The organism is uncultured Marivirga sp., from assembly GCF_963974845.1.
In the GTDB taxonomy this organism is placed as follows: Bacteria; Bacteroidota; Bacteroidia; order Cytophagales; family Cyclobacteriaceae; genus Marivirga; species Marivirga harenae.
The window spans coordinates 723,959-741,224 of record NZ_CAXBEQ010000002.1; the positions used below are offsets into that span (position 1 = coordinate 723,959).

The 17,266-nt window shown below is 35.9% G+C and carries 16 protein-coding genes; 13 read left to right on the forward strand and 3 right to left on the reverse strand.

The genetic code is table 11. The annotated features are described in order from the left end of the window. Positions 1-155 precede the first annotated feature (155 nt). A complete protein-coding gene (cysS, locus tag AAC601_RS07590; RefSeq protein ID WP_340152931.1) occupies positions 156-1,643 on the forward strand; it encodes a cysteine--tRNA ligase in 1,488 nt (495 codons plus the stop codon). A gap of 69 nt (positions 1,644-1,712) precedes the next feature. Here cysS and AAC601_RS07595 read toward each other — a convergent pair whose 3' ends face one another. Both AAC601_RS07595 and AAC601_RS07600 read right to left on the reverse strand, forming a co-directional pair. After that, on the reverse strand, positions 1,713-2,345 hold the full coding sequence (locus AAC601_RS07595) for a peroxiredoxin (RefSeq protein WP_340152932.1): 633 nt from the start codon (positions 2,343-2,345) through the stop codon (positions 1,713-1,715). A gap of 107 nt (positions 2,346-2,452) precedes the next feature. Further along, positions 2,453-3,376: a phosphatase domain-containing protein gene (locus AAC601_RS07600; protein WP_340152933.1), complete on the reverse strand. Its 924-nt coding sequence runs from the start codon at positions 3,374-3,376 to the stop codon at positions 2,453-2,455. A gap of 105 nt (positions 3,377-3,481) precedes the next feature. On the opposite strand from AAC601_RS07600, the gene AAC601_RS07605 reads away from it, so the two are divergent. After that, positions 3,482-4,360 carry a diacylglycerol kinase family protein gene (locus AAC601_RS07605; protein ID WP_303271376.1) on the forward strand — a complete coding sequence of 293 codons (879 nt, stop codon included), beginning with the start codon at positions 3,482-3,484 and terminating at the stop codon, positions 4,358-4,360. 133 nt (positions 4,361-4,493) lie between these two features. On the opposite strand, the gene AAC601_RS07610 is transcribed toward AAC601_RS07605, so the two are convergent. Beyond that, complete coding sequence (locus AAC601_RS07610) at positions 4,494-5,045, reverse strand: hypothetical protein (protein ID WP_303271377.1); 552 nt, start codon at positions 5,043-5,045, stop codon at positions 4,494-4,496. 199 nt (positions 5,046-5,244) lie between these two features. On the opposite strand from AAC601_RS07610, the gene AAC601_RS07615 reads away from it, so the two are divergent. From AAC601_RS07615 to AAC601_RS07665, 11 genes are all read left to right on the forward strand, one after another. After that, the gene (locus tag AAC601_RS07615; RefSeq protein ID WP_303271378.1) at positions 5,245-5,424 is read left to right on the forward strand and encodes a CPXCG motif-containing cysteine-rich protein; all 180 of its coding nucleotides are present in this window, start codon (positions 5,245-5,247) and stop codon (positions 5,422-5,424) included. Between the two features lie 72 nt (positions 5,425-5,496). Continuing rightward, positions 5,497-6,261 (forward strand): SDR family oxidoreductase, encoded by a 765-nt coding sequence (locus tag AAC601_RS07620; protein ID WP_303271379.1) that lies wholly within the window; start codon positions 5,497-5,499, stop codon positions 6,259-6,261. After that, positions 6,251-6,844 (forward strand): DNA-3-methyladenine glycosylase I, encoded by a 594-nt coding sequence (locus AAC601_RS07625; protein ID WP_303271380.1) that lies wholly within the window; start codon positions 6,251-6,253, stop codon positions 6,842-6,844. Before AAC601_RS07620 ends, AAC601_RS07625 begins: the two co-directional genes overlap by 11 nt. Positions 6,845-7,100: 256 nt before the next feature. Beyond that, a complete protein-coding gene (locus AAC601_RS07630) occupies positions 7,101-7,499 on the forward strand; it encodes a hypothetical protein (RefSeq protein WP_303271381.1) in 399 nt (132 codons plus the stop codon). 253 nt (positions 7,500-7,752) lie between these two features. After that, on the forward strand, positions 7,753-8,295 hold the full coding sequence (locus tag AAC601_RS07635; protein ID WP_303271382.1) for a hypothetical protein: 543 nt from the start codon (positions 7,753-7,755) through the stop codon (positions 8,293-8,295). A 156-nt stretch (positions 8,296-8,451) separates the two neighbouring features. Then, positions 8,452-8,643 (forward strand): 30S ribosomal protein S21, encoded by a 192-nt coding sequence (gene rpsU, locus AAC601_RS07640; RefSeq protein WP_303271383.1) that lies wholly within the window; start codon positions 8,452-8,454, stop codon positions 8,641-8,643. Positions 8,644-8,781: 138 nt separating this feature from the next. Next, complete coding sequence (locus AAC601_RS07645; RefSeq protein ID WP_303271384.1) at positions 8,782-9,663, forward strand: tyrosine-type recombinase/integrase; 882 nt, start codon at positions 8,782-8,784, stop codon at positions 9,661-9,663. A gap of 24 nt (positions 9,664-9,687) precedes the next feature. Next, positions 9,688-9,987 carry a ribosome-associated translation inhibitor RaiA gene (gene raiA / locus AAC601_RS07650; protein ID WP_303271385.1) on the forward strand — a complete coding sequence of 100 codons (300 nt, stop codon included), beginning with the start codon at positions 9,688-9,690 and terminating at the stop codon, positions 9,985-9,987. 81 nt (positions 9,988-10,068) lie between these two features. Next, a complete protein-coding gene (locus AAC601_RS07655; RefSeq protein ID WP_340152934.1) occupies positions 10,069-11,238 on the forward strand; it encodes a tetratricopeptide repeat protein in 1,170 nt (389 codons plus the stop codon). 9 nt (positions 11,239-11,247) lie between these two features. Next, on the forward strand, positions 11,248-12,576 hold the full coding sequence (locus AAC601_RS07660) for a hypothetical protein (RefSeq protein WP_340152935.1): 1,329 nt from the start codon (positions 11,248-11,250) through the stop codon (positions 12,574-12,576). A 131-nt stretch (positions 12,577-12,707) separates the two neighbouring features. Beyond that, positions 12,708-17,153, forward strand: a complete 4,446-nt coding sequence (locus AAC601_RS07665) for a PAS domain-containing protein (RefSeq protein WP_340152936.1) — start codon at positions 12,708-12,710, stop codon at positions 17,151-17,153. Positions 17,154-17,266: the final 113 nt, after the last annotated feature.

A 17,266-nucleotide genomic window follows, 5' to 3' on the forward strand; every position in this document is an offset into this window, starting at 1 on the left:
TCACCTTGTTTTACTAACTTTGTTGCAAATTTAGAGTAAATAATTGAGCAAAACAAATACTCTTGCTGAACAGATTTACATATTATTAGTATGTAACACAAAATTCAATCATGTTTTTGTGCCTAAAAAGAGAATCTTATTTATAATTTTGCCTTATGGACAAGGAATTAAAGATACAAAACTCGCTGACTAGACAGAAGGAAATCTTCAAACCCATCAATCCTCCCTTTGTAGGGATGTACGTTTGTGGCCCTACGGTTTATAGTGATGCCCATATGGGAAATGTAAGAACATTTATGAGTTTTGATGTCATGAATCGTTATTTACGTCATTTAGGGTATAAGGTGCGCTATGTTAGAAACATCACTGATGTAGGGCATTTAGTAGATGATGCGGATGATGGTGAGGATAAAATCGGTAAAAAAGCCAAGCTCGAGAATGTAGAACCTATGGAAATTGTCCAAAGATATGCCAATGGGTTTCACAGGGTGATGGATTTATTTAACATTTTGGAGCCAGATATTGAACCCACAGCTACAGGACATATAGTTGAACAGATCGAAATCAATAAAAAGCTATTGGAAAATGGCTGGGCATATGAAAAAAATGGCTCAATCTATTTTGATGTGTCCAAGTACAATGAGGCCCACGAATATGGAGTGTTAAGTGGAAGAAAAATTGAAGACTTACAAAGCAACACTAGAACGCTGGATGGACAGGATGACAAAAAGAATCCACTTGACTTTGCTTTATGGAAAAAAGCTTCGGATGATCATATCATGCGATGGCCTTCACCCTGGAGTGATGGTTTTCCAGGTTGGCATTTAGAATGTACGGTGATGAGTACCAAATATTTAGGAGAAACCTTCGACATCCACGGAGGCGGAATGGATTTGAAATTCCCTCATCATGAATGTGAAATTGCACAATCTGTGGGTGCAAATGGCAAAAAGCCAGTAAACTACTGGATTCACACCAATATGCTGACGGTCAACGGTCAAAAAATGAGTAAATCTTTAGGGAACTCATTCTTGCCTACTCAATTGGTAACGGGAGATCATAAAATGCTGGAGCAAGGGTATACACCTATGACGGTTCGGTTTTTCATGATGCAGACCCACTACTCTAGCACTTTGGATTTTAGTAATGAGGCCTTGAAAGCAGCGCAAAAAGGTTATAGAAGGCTGGCAAATGGTTTAAAGATCGTTAAAAGCCTTAGCTTTCAAAATGATGAGGGTAAGAAAAACGACCAAGTAATCAAGCAGATAGACCAAGCTTGTGAAGGTTGCTATAAATCAATGAATGATGATTTTAACACTGCAAAAACTATTGCACAGCTCTTTGAATTGTTGAAAAAAATTAATTCTCTGCACACTGGTCAGTTGAAATATGGTGAAGTAGGACAAGATGCATTTGAAAAATTATCCGAGACTTATCAAACATTTATGGAGGAGATCTTGGGCTTAAAGGAAGAGACGCCAACTGCTGTTGATCCAATTATTGATGCATTATTGGAAGTTTACAAAAAAGCCAAAGCGGAAAAGAATTATAAGCAGGTTGATGAGATTAGAGCAATTCTCAAGTCTAATAAATTAATCATAAAGGATTTGAAAACTGGAGTAGATTGGGGATACGAAGAATAATTTCATCAAAACAGAAAAGGCAGCCACTAGCTAGGGGATGCCTTTTCTACTTTTAAACCAAATTGATTTCTATTCAGGTTGGGGGGTAGTTCTTAAGTAAGGCTTTATAATTTTGTGCCCTTTAGGAAATTTAGCCTCAATCTCTTCATCTTTAACTCCCAAACCAATAATTACATCATTTCCAGGGGTCCAGTCCGCAGGAGTTGCCACAGGGTATTTTGCTGATAATTGTAAAGAGTCAATTACCCTCAAAATCTCAGCGAAATTCCTACCCGTGCTTGCAGGATATACAATGCTGGCTTTAATTTTTTTATCCGGTCCGATAAAAAACACAGAGCGAACAGTCGCTGTTTCTGATGCGTTTTCGTGAATCATGTCATAAAGATTAGCGACTACTCTATTTTCGTCCCCAATAATTGGAAATTCTACCGATGTATTTTGCGTTTCATTTACATCTTTTTTCCATTCATTGTGTGATTTTACATCATCTACACTTACTACTGCTACCTTGGTGTTTCGCTTTGCAAATTCGTCTTTCAACTGAGCTGTTCTACCTATCTCAGTTGTACATACCGGTGTAAAGTCGGCCGGGTGAGAATATAATATTCCCCAGCTGTCACCTAACCAATTGTGAAAATCTATTTTACCTTCTGTTGTATCCGCTTGAAAGTTGGGTGCGGTATCTCCTATTCTAAGTCCCATATTTTTAAATTTTTAGATTTATATATCATATTTAACGCTGGACTGAAAAATCGGTTTGAGGAAAAGAATTATTAAGTGACTAATGTTACTTAACTCACTGAAAAAAGCTAAAAAAACCCTTTTTCCTGTGCATGATTCAATGCTTCTTCAGTATTCTCCAGCATTAATAAGGGGACACCTTTATCTTCGAATTCTTGCGCGGTTTCGCGATCAAATTCATCTTTCTTCCCAATTTTTCTAATGTAAACAGCCAAAATCCTGGTTGGAAATTCATGCAACGCCTGTCTGTAAATTTCAGTATCCCTTTGACCACTGTCACCAATCAAAATGAATTTCAGATCTGGAAACAGCAACATAAGTCTTTTAATTTTTTCTTGTTTATGTTGATGACTTCCACCCCCAGTAAAAAGCAGGTCTCGCAAGCCCGACTTATATTCTTGCAATAGAAATGGGCCTTTGGGAATACTTCTGACTTTGAAAAAATCCTGAAGAAAATCATATAAATTCCATTCGCTACTGCTGACATAAAAGAAAGGATTGTCGTTTCCCTTTAACTTTTTATAAAACTCAGCCACCCCATCAAAGGGCAAACGGGTTTTAGCATTTTTGGTCATGATGAGCCTGAATTTCTTGAATAGTTGAGTGGCATGTGAAACCAAAATGGTATCGTCTATATCCGAAATGGTACCAAATTGGGCTTCTTTCGCTACTATCAAAAACTCTCCTTCTGCCTTACAAATTTCTCCCCCTTGATTGTTGATCACGTAGGTAACAGGGTGCCAACCTGGTTCAAAATCTCTTTTGGGCTCAACCCAAGCACTGAAATAGCCATAATCATCTGTTTGAGTTGTGAAGCTCTCGTTCTCCAATATGATTTGAACTTTCATTTCGGGAATAGGAGAACTCAGATAGCGAGAAAGCATGATCCTGAAATTCTTCCTCCTTTTATCCGTTGCCTTAGCGTCAAATTCTGGGCGATTTTCCACAACGCCTCCTTTTAGGTAAATCAACTTATGATTTCCATAGCCCATAAATGGGACAATTTTAGGAGGAGAAATAATACCTAAAAGTCGTTTTAAGTAAAGTGCAAATCGTATATTTAGCGAGCGTAGGATAATTTCTAATTTTTAGTTTAAATGCAGCCAAAAAAATTACTTTTTATTATCAATCCCAAATCAGGGGACAATGATAAATCATATTTGGAACGTCAAATCAAAAGCTTCTGTGCTAAAAATAATAAGGATTATGCGGTTTTCTATACAACGGGTCAAAATGATCTAGAAAAAATAAAAGAAAGGCAATCTGAATATAAAGCCGACACATTGGTGGCTTGTGGTGGCGATGGTACTGTGAATTTAATTGCTCAGATTGTTATAAATTCAGAAATTCAATTAGGAATTATTCCACTAGGATCTGCCAATGGCTTAGCTTATGAACTAGAAATTGAAGAAGGGGTAGTAGAAAGTTTAGAGCTAATCTTAAGAGGGAAAACAATTTCTATGGATGCAATCCGGATCAATGAAGAGTTCATTTGTCTTCATTTGAGTGATTTAGGTTTTAATGCCAAAATGATCAGAGAATTCGAAGAAAGCGGGGAAAGGGGTATGTTGGCCTATGCAAAAGCATTTTTTAGCTCGCTTGTCGATAAGAAAACCAATGAATTCAGAATTGATTTTAATGGCACTCAACAAACCATTAAAGCAGAAATGATTGTTCTTGCCAATGCTTCCAGCTATGGTTCAGGTGCTGTTATTAATCCAGGCAGCAAGTTGGATGATGGCACTTTTGAATTGGTTGTTTTTAAGCCAATTCCTTTAAGAGATTTGCTCTCCTTGACCCTAGAGTCTTTCCTTGGGGATATTAAAAACTCTCCTTATGTAGAAATTTATAGAGTAGAAGAGGCTAGAATTTATTGTCACGAGGCAGAGCTGCTGCAGGTGGATGGTGAATTGAAAGGTGACAATAAAGAGGTCAAGGCCGAGGTATTGAAAGGTGCTATCAAAGTCATTTCATAATAATGGAAAGTGAAAAATCTGGTAACCAAAAAACCCCTTTCAGAAAGGGGTTCATAGCAGTGATTTTAATTTCAATTGCTATTTTCGGTATTTATAATCTAGCAATTGACTTCTTAAAATATTTAGGAATTATTTAATAATCTGTAACCATTCCTTCCACTTCATTTAATTTTTTTATTGAAGACCTACCTGCAGTTGAATAAATTATTTGACCTTCTTTATTGACAACATAAAAGTAGGGCTGGTCTTTCTCTGTCATATTCAGTTGGTCTTCATAGTCCCCCATTTTTCCGCTATAAACTATCACATGGGGGTGTAATTTCTTATCTACGTCTTTCTGCATTTTCTTTATAGCGGAACCCGAAGCACCTCTTTTTAAACCAGTAAACATTGGAATAAAGACCACGTTTACATCCGGTTTCATTTCTGGAATTAAAGCATTCGGATCAGCCTCTCTAATAAATCTTTCCCAAATAGGCTGAAACCATGTTTTTAGATCATCTTCCGCTTTTTTGCTAAAAGCAATGCCAATTAGAGTCATTTTGTCTTGAGTTGCGGATGGGACGGTTATTTCTTCATCAGTTAGACTAGTTCCAGTCATCTCAGGAAAACTATCTCCCACTTGGGCGTTTGCAAACTGGATTGCTATAAATATAGTGGCGATTGTCAAGCTTAATTTTTTCATATCATTCGAAACGTTGATTATTTAATTCTGTTATAATTCTACTTTGGTAAAAATTTGGAACTTAGCCAAAACCTGTCAGGTTTACTAAAATCACAAAACTAAACTTTTGGTGTCTTATCGCATTAATTTTATGTGAAAACCTGACAGGTTTCCGTTCTATTGGGATTTAAAGAAGTAACTATAATCAAAAATAAAAAATATGCTAGAACATTTCTTTCAGTGCCCACATTGTTTTCAGGAAATCAGTATGTTGGTTGACATAAGTATTTCTAATCAGTCTTATGTGGAAGATTGCGAGGTTTGTTGCAACCCTTTGCAAATCAATTTGGAAATAGAGGAGGGGGAGATTATTTACTTTGAGGCGAACGCTGCTCAATGATTATATTTTGACACTTCAATACATTAGATTTTTTACTAAATTGACTTAAGAAAACTCAACCTACTTGTAATTATGAAAATTGACTGTTCAAATCAGCATATATTGGTCACGGGTGGCACCAGAGGGATTGGAGCTGCAATAACCAGAGCCTTAGTGGAATGTGGGGCTTATGTAGTCGCCCATTATAACCGTAATGAGGAATCTGCTCAAAAACTTAAAGCAGAATTGGGTTCGAGCATTCATTTGATTAAAGCAGATCTATCTGGGGCGATGGAAGTAGCACGACTATTTAGTGAGACTTTAGAATATTTTGATGGTAGATTAGATGGCATTGTCAATAATGCAGGAATTGCTTTATCGTCCGATATCCATAAAAATGCAGTAGAATGGACAGATGATTGGCTCAAAACCATGGATGTGAATGTAAATGCAGTAGGCTTGCTATGTAAAAGAAGCGTAGTACAATTCCAAAAACAGGAAGCGGGGGGCAGAATAGTCAATATCTCTTCTCGTGCTGCCTTTAGAGGCGATACGGCTGATTATTTGGCTTATGCTACTTCTAAGGGAGCTGTAGTTTCTTTAACTAAATCCATTGCCAGAGCTTTTGGAAAACAAAATATTAAAGCCTTTACGGTTGCTCCGGGTTTTGTAAGAACGGATATGGCGCAACAGTTTATTAACCAATATGGTGAAGATTATGCATTGAATGATATTGCGCTTACAAAACTTACGGAACCTAAAGATGTTGCCCCTACCATTGCTCTAATGATGAGTGGAATGATGGACCATGCTACTGGGACGACAATTGATATAAATGCAGGAAGCTATGTCCACTAGTAATTCTAAACAGAAGGAAAGGTGCCCCTGGTGTTTAGGTTTTGACCAATATGTTCAATACCATGATGAAGAGTGGGGCGTGCCAGTTCATGATGATCGAAAGCATTTTGAATTTTTAATCTTGGAAGGAGCTCAAGCGGGCTTGAGTTGGGCAACAGTTTTAAAGAAAAGAGAAAATTATAGAAAGCTTTTTGAGGATTTTGACCCCAAAAAAGTAGCAGAGTTTGATCAATCTAAAATTGAAGAGTTATTACAGAATGCTGGGATCATCCGCAATAAATTGAAAGTTAATGGAGCGGTCATCAATGCTCAAAAATTCCTTGAAGTACAGAAAGAGTTTGGAAGCTTTGATCAATATATTTGGTCTTTTGTTAATCATACGCCTATTGTCAACAAAATAAAATCAATGAAAGAAGCACCTGCTAATTCTCCTGAATCTGATGCCTTGAGCAAAGATTTAAAGAAAAGGGGTTTTAAGTTTGTAGGGAGTACCATCATGTATGCCCATATGCAAGCCTGTGGTTTGGTTAACGACCATTTGACCAGTTGTTTTCGGTATAAGGAATTATTTTTTGGTTTTTAAACACCGTAAAAAGAGAAGGGTTGCGATAACATTACATCAATCAAGGATGGGGAGATTCATTGAATTTGGGGCTATTAAAGCAGATATGAAATAGAAACTCATAAATGTTACAATGTAACATACAATAATTCGAAAAATTAAAACCTATTAAACTTATCACTACCACTGTTGCTATCTGTTTTATTAGAATAGGTATATAGAGTCTTGGCGGTAAAAAAATATGTTCTTATGTTTATAGTAATTAAATAAATGTACTATGAAAAAATTATTTTTTATACCAATAATTATTTTGTTGACTGTAGAGGTTTCTGCTCAGGATCAGAACATTGCCGCAATTACAGATTCACTTTTATCAATCTATAAAGATGAAGCGAAGCCTTATATCCTAAAAATGGCAGAAGGGAGGATAGACCCTAAAATTACAGATGAGAGAGTGCGAGAAATATCTCTAGAAACTATTGTAGGGTTAATTGAATCTAATCATAATCTCGTAAGACAGTACGTATTAAATGAAATAAATAATGATAGTAGCTTAAATATTGCACAAATCAATAATTTAATTCAAAATAAATACGAACGTTTCTACCCAAGTTTAGATTATATTTACTATTCTAAGGTAAATAAAAGGGTGAAAACCCTTATAATTGAACAATGATCTTAGTCATTTCCCCAACTTTCTAGAAAAATTGGGGATGATTTTATCTGAGGTTCTAAATTGGATATGTAATACCCAATGACACGTTGAGTTTTTGGTTGGATTATTAAAATTCTCTTTCAACTTATTAAAGTTTGGGTTGCAGAAAAAAGATTGAATTCTGCAAGTAACACTAAACTACTGCTCACAATATTTTAGAGCAAAGAAATAATCGGAACTCAAACTTAGAAGTGAATATTCAGTTTCTCTTATCATGAAGAAATTCATTTTACTTTTTGTACTTTCCATCTTTGCATGCTCAATCAATACTTCCAAAAAAGTAGAAATAGAGAAGCTGAGATTTAATTACACTGATGATGCCTACATATTTTTTAGAAATATGCGCCAATCAAATTACGATATAGAAGTAATGGAAAAAGGCGAATGGCGAATCTATAGGCATGAAGATAGACAAACCGATACCACGGAGTTTTACGTCAATATCTCATTAGTAGTCAATTGGAGAGTCAATAGAGTTTACCCTATAATTGAAATGACAAAAAGCTTCAATAAACAAAATTTTCAAGTGCATTGGGAGGCTATTGACTCAGAAGAAGAAGGAAGTATTTCAATGGAGGGTGAGAAACGTAAAGATGAGATGATTTTCACTGCCAAGCTTTACAATAAGCTGTCTGACGAAGTAGAAATGTTTGTGAATCATAACAATAAAAAGTTGCCGTTATTTGCTGACACGGATCAGAAAGAAGCTTTTCGAGTCAGTTTATATGATTTTTATAGAATGACGGGACAACTGTAAAAGAGTTTAAAAGTAGATAGAAATCATAAAGCACTGATGCATTAGGTTTTCCAAAAACATTCTTCTACCTTTGCAGTCCTCAAAACAAAGGGCTATTTTATTAATAAACAACAGCTTAAAATTTTGAGAGAATATTCACGAGAGGAGGTGTAAATTATGATCGTAATAAACGTAAAAGAAAACGAATCGATTGATAAAGCTTTAAAACGCTTTAAGAAGAAGTTTGAGAAGACCGGAGCTTTGAAAGAAGTACGTGCTCGTCAACACTTTGTAAAGCCTTCTGTTGCCAGAAGAAAAGAAGTTATCCGTGCCGCTTACAGGCAAAAAATGAGGGATTTAGACAGCTAATTTTTATTTAGCTATTCTCAAATATATTTATTAAGTTAGTATCCACTTGCAGTAATTGCTTGGGAAGGATACTAACTTTTTTTATGCTTAAAATCTTAGTATTTCTTTCCTAAAACTTATTGATAGCTTAGTTACTATATGCTCAATACTTTTTGGAAATATTTAGAATTTGAAAAACGCTACAGCCGTCATACTTTAGCTTCCTACCAAAACGATATAAATCAATTCGTCAGGTTTCTAGAAAGTCAATATCAGGTTCATAATCTGCTGAAGGCAGAGCATCGCCATATTCGTGCCTGGATTGTTGCTCTTATGCAAGAGCAGATCAATCCCAAAAGTATCAATAGGAAAATCATTTCTTTACGAACCTTCTATAAATTCGCCATATCTAGAGAAGGGATCAAGCAAAATCCTACTCAAAAAATCAAGGCTTTAAAAACAAGTAAAGAGCTGCCGCAATTTGTGCAAGAAAAAGAGATGGATAATCTTTTGTCCATTATTGAATTTGCAGACGATTTTGAAGGAAGTAGAGATGCTTTAATAATGGAGCTATTGTATGGAACAGGCATCAGGCTCTCTGAACTCCTTGGTTTAAAATATTCAGATTTCAATATGCAAGCCAAAACCATCAGGGTTTTAGGAAAAGGAAATAAAGAGAGAATTATTCCGTTTCATAATAAAATTTTGAGCCGATTGAATTCTTATATTTCTCATAAAAATAAAACGTTTTCGGGCAACGGCAACATAGCCTTAATCGTTTCTAATAATGGAAACGAAGCATATCCGATGATGATAAATCGAATTACAAAAAAATATCTCAATCAAGTTACTACAATAAGTAAAACAAGTCCTCATATTCTGAGGCACACATTTGCAACACATTTATTAAATAAAGGGGCAGACCTCAACGCAGTTAAAGATTTGCTGGGTCACAGCAGTTTAGCTGCTACTCAGGTCTATACCCATAATTCGCTTGATAAACTCAAAAAGGTGTTTGATCAAGCACATCCTAAAGCGTAAGTTTAACCGTAAAACACAAAAATCATGAAGCTACAAATGCATTCGATCCACTTTGACGCAGACGCAAAATTGCTAGACTTTATTCAAAAGAGAATTGACAAATTGGAAACCTTCTATGATCGATTTATCGATGGGGAAGTGTTTTTGAGATTGGACAAAGACTCTAATAATGCTAATAAAATCGTAGAAGTGAAATTAAATATTCCAGGTAATCAGCTATTTGCAAAAGAGAAAAGTGATTCTTTTGAAGCAGGAGTTGATAATGCTTCTGAAGCTTTAAGGAGACAGATCAAAAAATTCAAAGAAAAACAAATGGCACATTAAACAATTGACGTAAATATTAATTTTAAAAGAGCTCGATTTCAGTCGAGCTTTTTTAATTTTGCTTTCGTTATACTAAGATAAATGATAAGAAAATTATTATTAATTACCTTTCTAATAGGGTTTGCACTTTCCCTCAAGGCTCAATATGTAATGGAACAGGATAGCAGTATCCTATTGAATAATATGTACATCCAAATGGAAGTTAACGCTTCTGTTAATGCTATTTATAACGCAGAGCATGAAAAAGTGGAAAAAGATTTCAGGTGGTTGCGGTATCGTTTCCCAAACCACCCGCTACCCTACTTTTTGTATGGCTTAAATGAATGGTGGAAAATATTGCCCGAACCTTCCCACTATCCGAATAATGAAAAAATGATAGCATACTTGGATACCGCTCAGTTTTATGCGGAGTTCATGAAAGAAAGAGATGAAGATAATATGGAAGCCACTTTTTTCTTGGCCGCCATCCATGGCTTTAAAGGACGCTTCTATTCTGAAAATCAAAGCTGGACAAAAGCCGCCTTCGAAGCAAGAGATGCATTGAATTATATGGAGGAAAGTAAGGGAAATAAGAATTTAAGCCCTGAATTTCTTTTCGGTGATGCACTTTATAATTATTACGTAGAATGGGTTCCAGAGCACTACCCTATCCTGAGGCCTGTACTAAGATTTTTTGACGATGGAGATAAAGAGCTTGGCGTAGAGCAACTCACCAAAGTGGCTCAAAATGCGTTCTACACCCGTACCGAAGCCCAGTATTTTTTAATGAGAATCTGGGCATTAGATGAAGGTGAGTTACGGAAAGGCTTACAACTTTCAGAGTATCTTCATGAGACCTATCCTCAAAATGCTTATTTTCATAGATTTTACGCACGTTTACTTTATACAGCTGGAAGAATTCAAGATTCTGAGCGAGAATGTTTAGAAATATTTGCAAATCTAGACAGTGCGAGGACAGGTTATGGCGGGACATCCGGGCGCTATGCTGGCTTTTTCTTGGGACAAATTTATGAACGACAGGCTAAGTTAGACGAGGCAAAAAAATATTACGAAAGGGCAATGATTTCTTCAGAAAGCGTAGGAGAAGAAGAGGCCGGTTACTATCTTTTTAGTATTTATCACCTAGGGCTTATCGCAGAAAAGCAAGGTGAAGTTGAGCTGGCTGAAGAATACTACAAAAAAACTAAGAAAAAAGCAGGACGGAAGCAAGCGGTTTTCAAAAGTGCTAAAGATAAGCTGAAAGATTTGTAGATTTAGGCGTTGAAAACTATAGATTTCATCATAGCGCCTATCACATTCTTTCTCCTAATGTTTATTGCATATGGAATAAGAGAAATTTCGGCTGATGGCGAAACCAGAAAATATTTTTTTCCGGCTCTTCTGCTGAAGATGATTGGAGCAATTGGTGTGGGATTGATCTATCAATTTTACTACGGTGGAGGAGATACTTTCTCGTACTATACCCATGGTGCATCGCATATTGTTGAGGCCTTTTATGATAGTTTTTCTGCTGGATGGAAACTACTCACTGCAAACGGAGAATTTGATCCGGAAACTTATAAATATTCCTCCAAAATATGGATGTACCGTGATACCACCTCCTATTTTATTGTTCGAATAGCTTCCGTTTTTGGTGTACTTACCTATAATTCTTATGCAGGAGTAGCTTTGTTGTTTGCATTTTTCTCCTTCTGGGGCCTGTGGCTGATGTATCAATCATTTTGTCAAATCTATCCAGAACTCAAACTTCAATTTGCCATAGCTATATTTTTTGTTCCCACTGTTTTTTTCTGGGGATCAGGTATTTTAAAAGATACGGTGACCCTAGGAGCATCAGGATTTCTTGTTTATTCATTTATCCAAATCTTTTTTGAAAGACAGAAATTGATCAGGAATATTATTTTGTTGCTTTTGTCAATCTATATTATCACTTCCATAAAACTTTACATATTTCTATGTTTAATGCCCGCATTAATTTTGTGGTATTTCTTCTATAGAATTGGTAGAATTCCCTCTTTTGTGCTAAGAATTATGGTGGCCCCATTTCTACTAGCAATTGGAGCGGCATTGGCATATTATGTAGCGTTAAAAGCCGGAGAAGATAATAGTAGATATGCTTTGGATCAAATAGCAGAAACTGCTCAAGTTACGGCTTATGATATTCGCTACTGGACCGGTAAGGATGCAGGCTCAGGTTATTCTTTGGGAGAATTGGATGGAACTTTCGGGAGTATGCTCAGACTAGCCCCTCAAGCCATAAATGTTTCTTTGTTTCGACCGTACCTTTGGGAAGTCAATAATCCTTTAATGTTGCTTTCTGCCTTAGAAGCACTTTTTTTATTAGCCCTCACCATAAGACTTTTTTACAGGAATAAATTCATTCATCTCACTCAAAGTGCGAAGTCTCCCATCATTTTATTTTGCTTAATTTTCGCCATTATTTTTGCATTTGGCGTTGGAATATCTACTTATAATTTTGGAACGCTTTCCAGATATAGAATAGTTATGGTTCCATTTTACCTCATGGCAGTTTTTATGTTGGACTTTCATGCAAAAGTTAAGGCATCTCGAAACGATTTAGGAGAATAGGCATTGTCTTGTATCTACATAAAATAATAACGCATATAAAATTTATTACATATTAGCTGAGTTTTTATTATATTGCTGTTACGTGAAAGGTTCAATTTCAACACAAAATTTACCACCGCTACTAAATCCCTATGAATCCTGCAGAATTTGAAAAATTAAAGCTTCTCTATGATCAAGTTGAGTCATTGACTAAATCAGGGGCATGGGAATTGGATCTCCAAAATAATGAATTGTCTTGGTCAGAGGGAGTCTTCAAAATGCTTGGCTTTGAGCCTAATGAATTTGAGGTAACTTTTGAAAAGGGCCTATCTGTTATTCACCCTAAGGACAGGCAACGTGCCACAGCATTGATGGAAGAAGTCGTGCAAAATAAGACAGAATATAAAATAGAGAAAAGACTAATTAAAAAGTCTGGAGAAACTATTCATGTTCGTTCAAAGGCCAAGTTATTTTATGATAATGATGGAAAACCCAGAAAGCTCATTGGGGTTTTTCAAGATATTAGTGATTTTGTCAATGCCCAAAAGCAAGTTGAAGAGCAAAACTCACTCACAAATGACATAATTAGAAATTTACCTGCTATATTTTTTCTATTTAATCGGGATGGAAAGATCCAAGTGTGGAATAAGCAATTAAAGAAAGTAACAGAATTTAGCGATGCAGAAATTGCTTCCAAAAAAGTTGAAGATTTCTTTCAGGGAGAAGAAAGAACTAAGGTAAAATACCAAATAGGAGAAGTTTTTAGAACGGGCCATGCTGAAATAGAGACCTCGATTATTAATAACAAAGGCAGAAATATACCCCTCTATTTCACCGCTTCATTAATTCAGTACAAAGGCGAGGAGTGCGTGTTCGGAACTGGGACTGATATTACTGAAAGAGTTGCGCTGCTGCATGAGCTCCAATTACTTGTTGACAATACTGAGGAAGCGTATACTTATTTGGATAGAGAGTGGAAAGTAGTATCATTCAATAAACAAATGAGTACTCATTCTAATTTCCTTTTGCAAAGTGCTATTGAAAAAGGAAAGTCTCTCCTAGATGCAGTAAAGTTAGATCAACGGGAAGATTTAAAAATGTGCCTAAAATTAGTTTCTAATGGAGAGGAAGTGAACAAGATCGTTCAAGACCAGGGATCAGAGGCCAAACAATTTTACGAACTGAAGTTAAAGCCAATTTTTTCAGAAAAAGATGAAGTTGTAGGAATTTTCCTCACTTCTTTGAATGTCACTGAGGCGCTAGAAGCAAGAAAGGAGCTAGAGGCAAGCCAAGAGAAACTTCAACAAGTTTTGGATAGTTCTCTGGACACTCTGTGTACTATAGATGAAAATGGTATTTTTCAAATGGTAAGTAGTTCATCTGAGCAGTTATGGGGCTATAAACCTGAAGAACTAGAAGGTCAGCCATTTTTGCAATTTATTATCGAGGAAGATCGAGATTTAACACTAGCTGTGGCTGAAGAAATCCAAAAAGGCAAGACATTTAGAAACTTTCGAAATCGATATAGGCACAAAGAAGGATACATAGTACCCGTTGTTTGGTCAGGCTATTGGGAATCAAGCCAAAATTTAATGAACTGCATTGCAAGAGATGCTTCGGATCAGTTGAAAGACGAAGAGGAACTCTACATGAGTGAAAGAAGATTTAAAGCTTTGGTCCAAGAGGGGGGAGATTTAATTGCGATATTAAATTTAGACGGTATTTACAAGTATGTCAGTCCAACATCAACAACAATCTTAGGTCGTAATCCAAGTGAGTTTTTGGGAAAAAGTGCTTTTGATTTTATTCATCCTAACGATTTAGAGTGGGTGCGTGATGAGTTTACTAAGTTAGAAAGTGAAAGAAACATCTATTTACCTGCCTTTCGTTTCTTAAATGGTAGAGGAGAATGGCGGTGGGTTGAATCTTCTTTATCAAATCTTTTAAATGAGCCACATGTGAAAGGTATAGTCGCAAATTCAAGAGATGTTACAGAAAAGATTGAACTGCAGCAAACAGTTGATAATGCTATAAAACTAGCGAGAGTTGGGGGTTGGGAAATAAATATGAAGACTAATGAACATTTTTGGTCTCCCATGACCAAAGAGATTCATGAGGTCCCAGATGATTTTACGCCAGATTTAGACACAGCGATAAATTTTTATCACTCGGATTACCGCGAAAAAGTTACTGAAGCAGTAGAAAAAGCCATCAGTAGTGGAGACTCGTTTGACTTTGAAGCCCTCATAATCACATTTAAAGGGCATGAAAGATGGGTCAGGGCAAAAGGAAATGCAGAATTCCTTGAGGGTCAATGTGTTCGTTTATACGGTAGTTTCCAAGATATACATGATCAAAAAATCGTGGAGCTTCGTTTAGAGAAAATTTCCAATAATGTGCCAGGCGTGATTTTTCAATATCATTTAAAATCTGACGGTACAGATTTATTAGATTTCGTTAGCAAAAGATCTGAAGAAATCTTTGGTTTCACTCCTGAAGAATGCATGCAGACTACGGAGGTAATTTGGAGCCGAATAGAAGCAGGTGGGGATATGCCACAAATGAAAGAATCCATTCTTAAATCTGCTGATCAATTAACTCCTTGGCATTTTGTTTGGAGATATCATCATCCTAATGGGATGATTCGATACCATGAGGGTTCTGGCAATCCTCAAAAACTTTCGAATGGAACAGTTATTTGGGATTCTATTATCACCGATATTACGGATTTTAAAGAATTGGAAATACTTGCAGAAGGAACTGCTGGTTTAGCAAAGATCGGAAGTTGGGAATTGAATTGGCGCAATGGAAAAGAAGAAGTTTATTGGTCTCCCATGACAAAGGAAATATTGGAAGTCGATGCTGAATATAACCCCTCATTATCAGATGGTTTATCGTTCTATTCTGACCACAGTAGGAATTTAATTGAAGAGGCTATCAATGAATTAATTGATACAGCTAAAGAATTTGATTTGGAACTCCTAATAAAAACTCAGAACGGAAACGAGAAATGGGTCAGGTGTATTGGTCAAGCGGATAGAATAGGAGGAAAAACCAATCGAATTTTTGGGAGCTATCAAGATATTGATAAACAAAAGAAGTCGCAGTTAGCTTTGAAGGAAGCACTAAAAGAGAGGAAAGATATTTTAGAAAGTATAGGGGACGCATTTTTTGCAGTTGATTGCGATTGGACAGTTACTTATTGGAATAGAGAGGCGGAAAATGTCTTGGGTAAGAAGAGACACGAAATCCTTAATAGGAATTTGTGGACAGAATATGGTGACGCTATTAATCTTAAATTCTATACGGAGTATCATAAAGCCGTAGAATTACAACAAAAAGTTCACTTTGAAGAGTATTTCCCTCCTTTAGAGAAATGGTTTGAAGTAAGTGCATATCCTTCGAAGAAAGGATTATCTGTGTATTTTAAGGACGTCACTTTGAGGAAAAGTGCTGATGAAGAGATTAAGCAATCAAATGAAAGATTTGAAAAAGTAGCCTTAGCCACCAGCGATGCTATTTGGGATTGGGATTTGCTAACTGGAGAATCCTTACGCTTTGGGACGGGCTTTGAAAAAAGGTTTGGATACTCTAATGAGGAGGCGAATAAATCTCCTACATTTTGGAAACAAAAAGTGCACCCTGATGATCTAACTCAAGTATTAAAATCTCAAAAAGAAGCACTTCATAATAAAAGTGTAAATTTTTGGAAGGAAGAATATAGATTTAAAAAGAAATCTGGAGAATATGCATATGTCATTGATAAGGGATATATCGTTAGGAGCGACAGCGGAAAAGCTATTCGAATGATCGGGGCTACCACTGACATAAGTGATCGTAAAGCTTATGAAACATCATTAGTTGAAATAAATGAAAAACTGGAAAAGCAAACCCATGCCCTTTCTGTTTCAAATGCAGAATTAGAACAATTTGCCTATGTGGCTTCTCATGATTTACAAGAACCCTTACGGATGGTTTCTGGATTTCTGACACAACTTGAAAAAAAATATGGAAATCAGCTTGACGATAAAGCGAATCAATATATTCATTTTGCGGTAGATGGAGCCAAACGAATGCGCCAAATCATTTTGGATTTATTGGACTTTTCAAGAATTGGTAAAGAAGAAGCAGAACAAACAGAGGTCGATTTGAATGATGTGGTACAAGAAGTTTGTTTATTACACCGAAAGCAAATAGAAGAGCTAAATGCAGAGGTGCTATTTGATAATTTGCCAAAGATCACTGGTCACCCTTCTCCAATGATTCAATTATTTCAGAATTTAATTTCTAATGCACTAAAGTACAGAGACTCAAAAATACCACCAAAAGTCTTAATTAAAGCGAGAAAGCTAAAAAAGGATTGGAAGTTTTCTGTTGCAGACAATGGCATTGGAATAGAAAAAAAATACTTTGATAGGATCTTCAACATTTTTCAAAGACTTCATAATAAGACAGAATATTCAGGTACAGGTATGGGACTGGCCATAGTGAAAAAGATTATAGAAAGCCAAAACGGAAAAATTTGGGTTGACTCTGAAAAAGGAAAAGGCACTACATTCTATTTTACGATTCCTATAAATCAATCAAGGGAAATTTAAGCTTAGGGCTCCTTTATTACTTATTAAATTAGAAATTAATAGGAGCAGTATTTTTACCTGTCACATATACTATTTTTGAATAAAAATATGTATCTTACTAAGATTGAATTTAA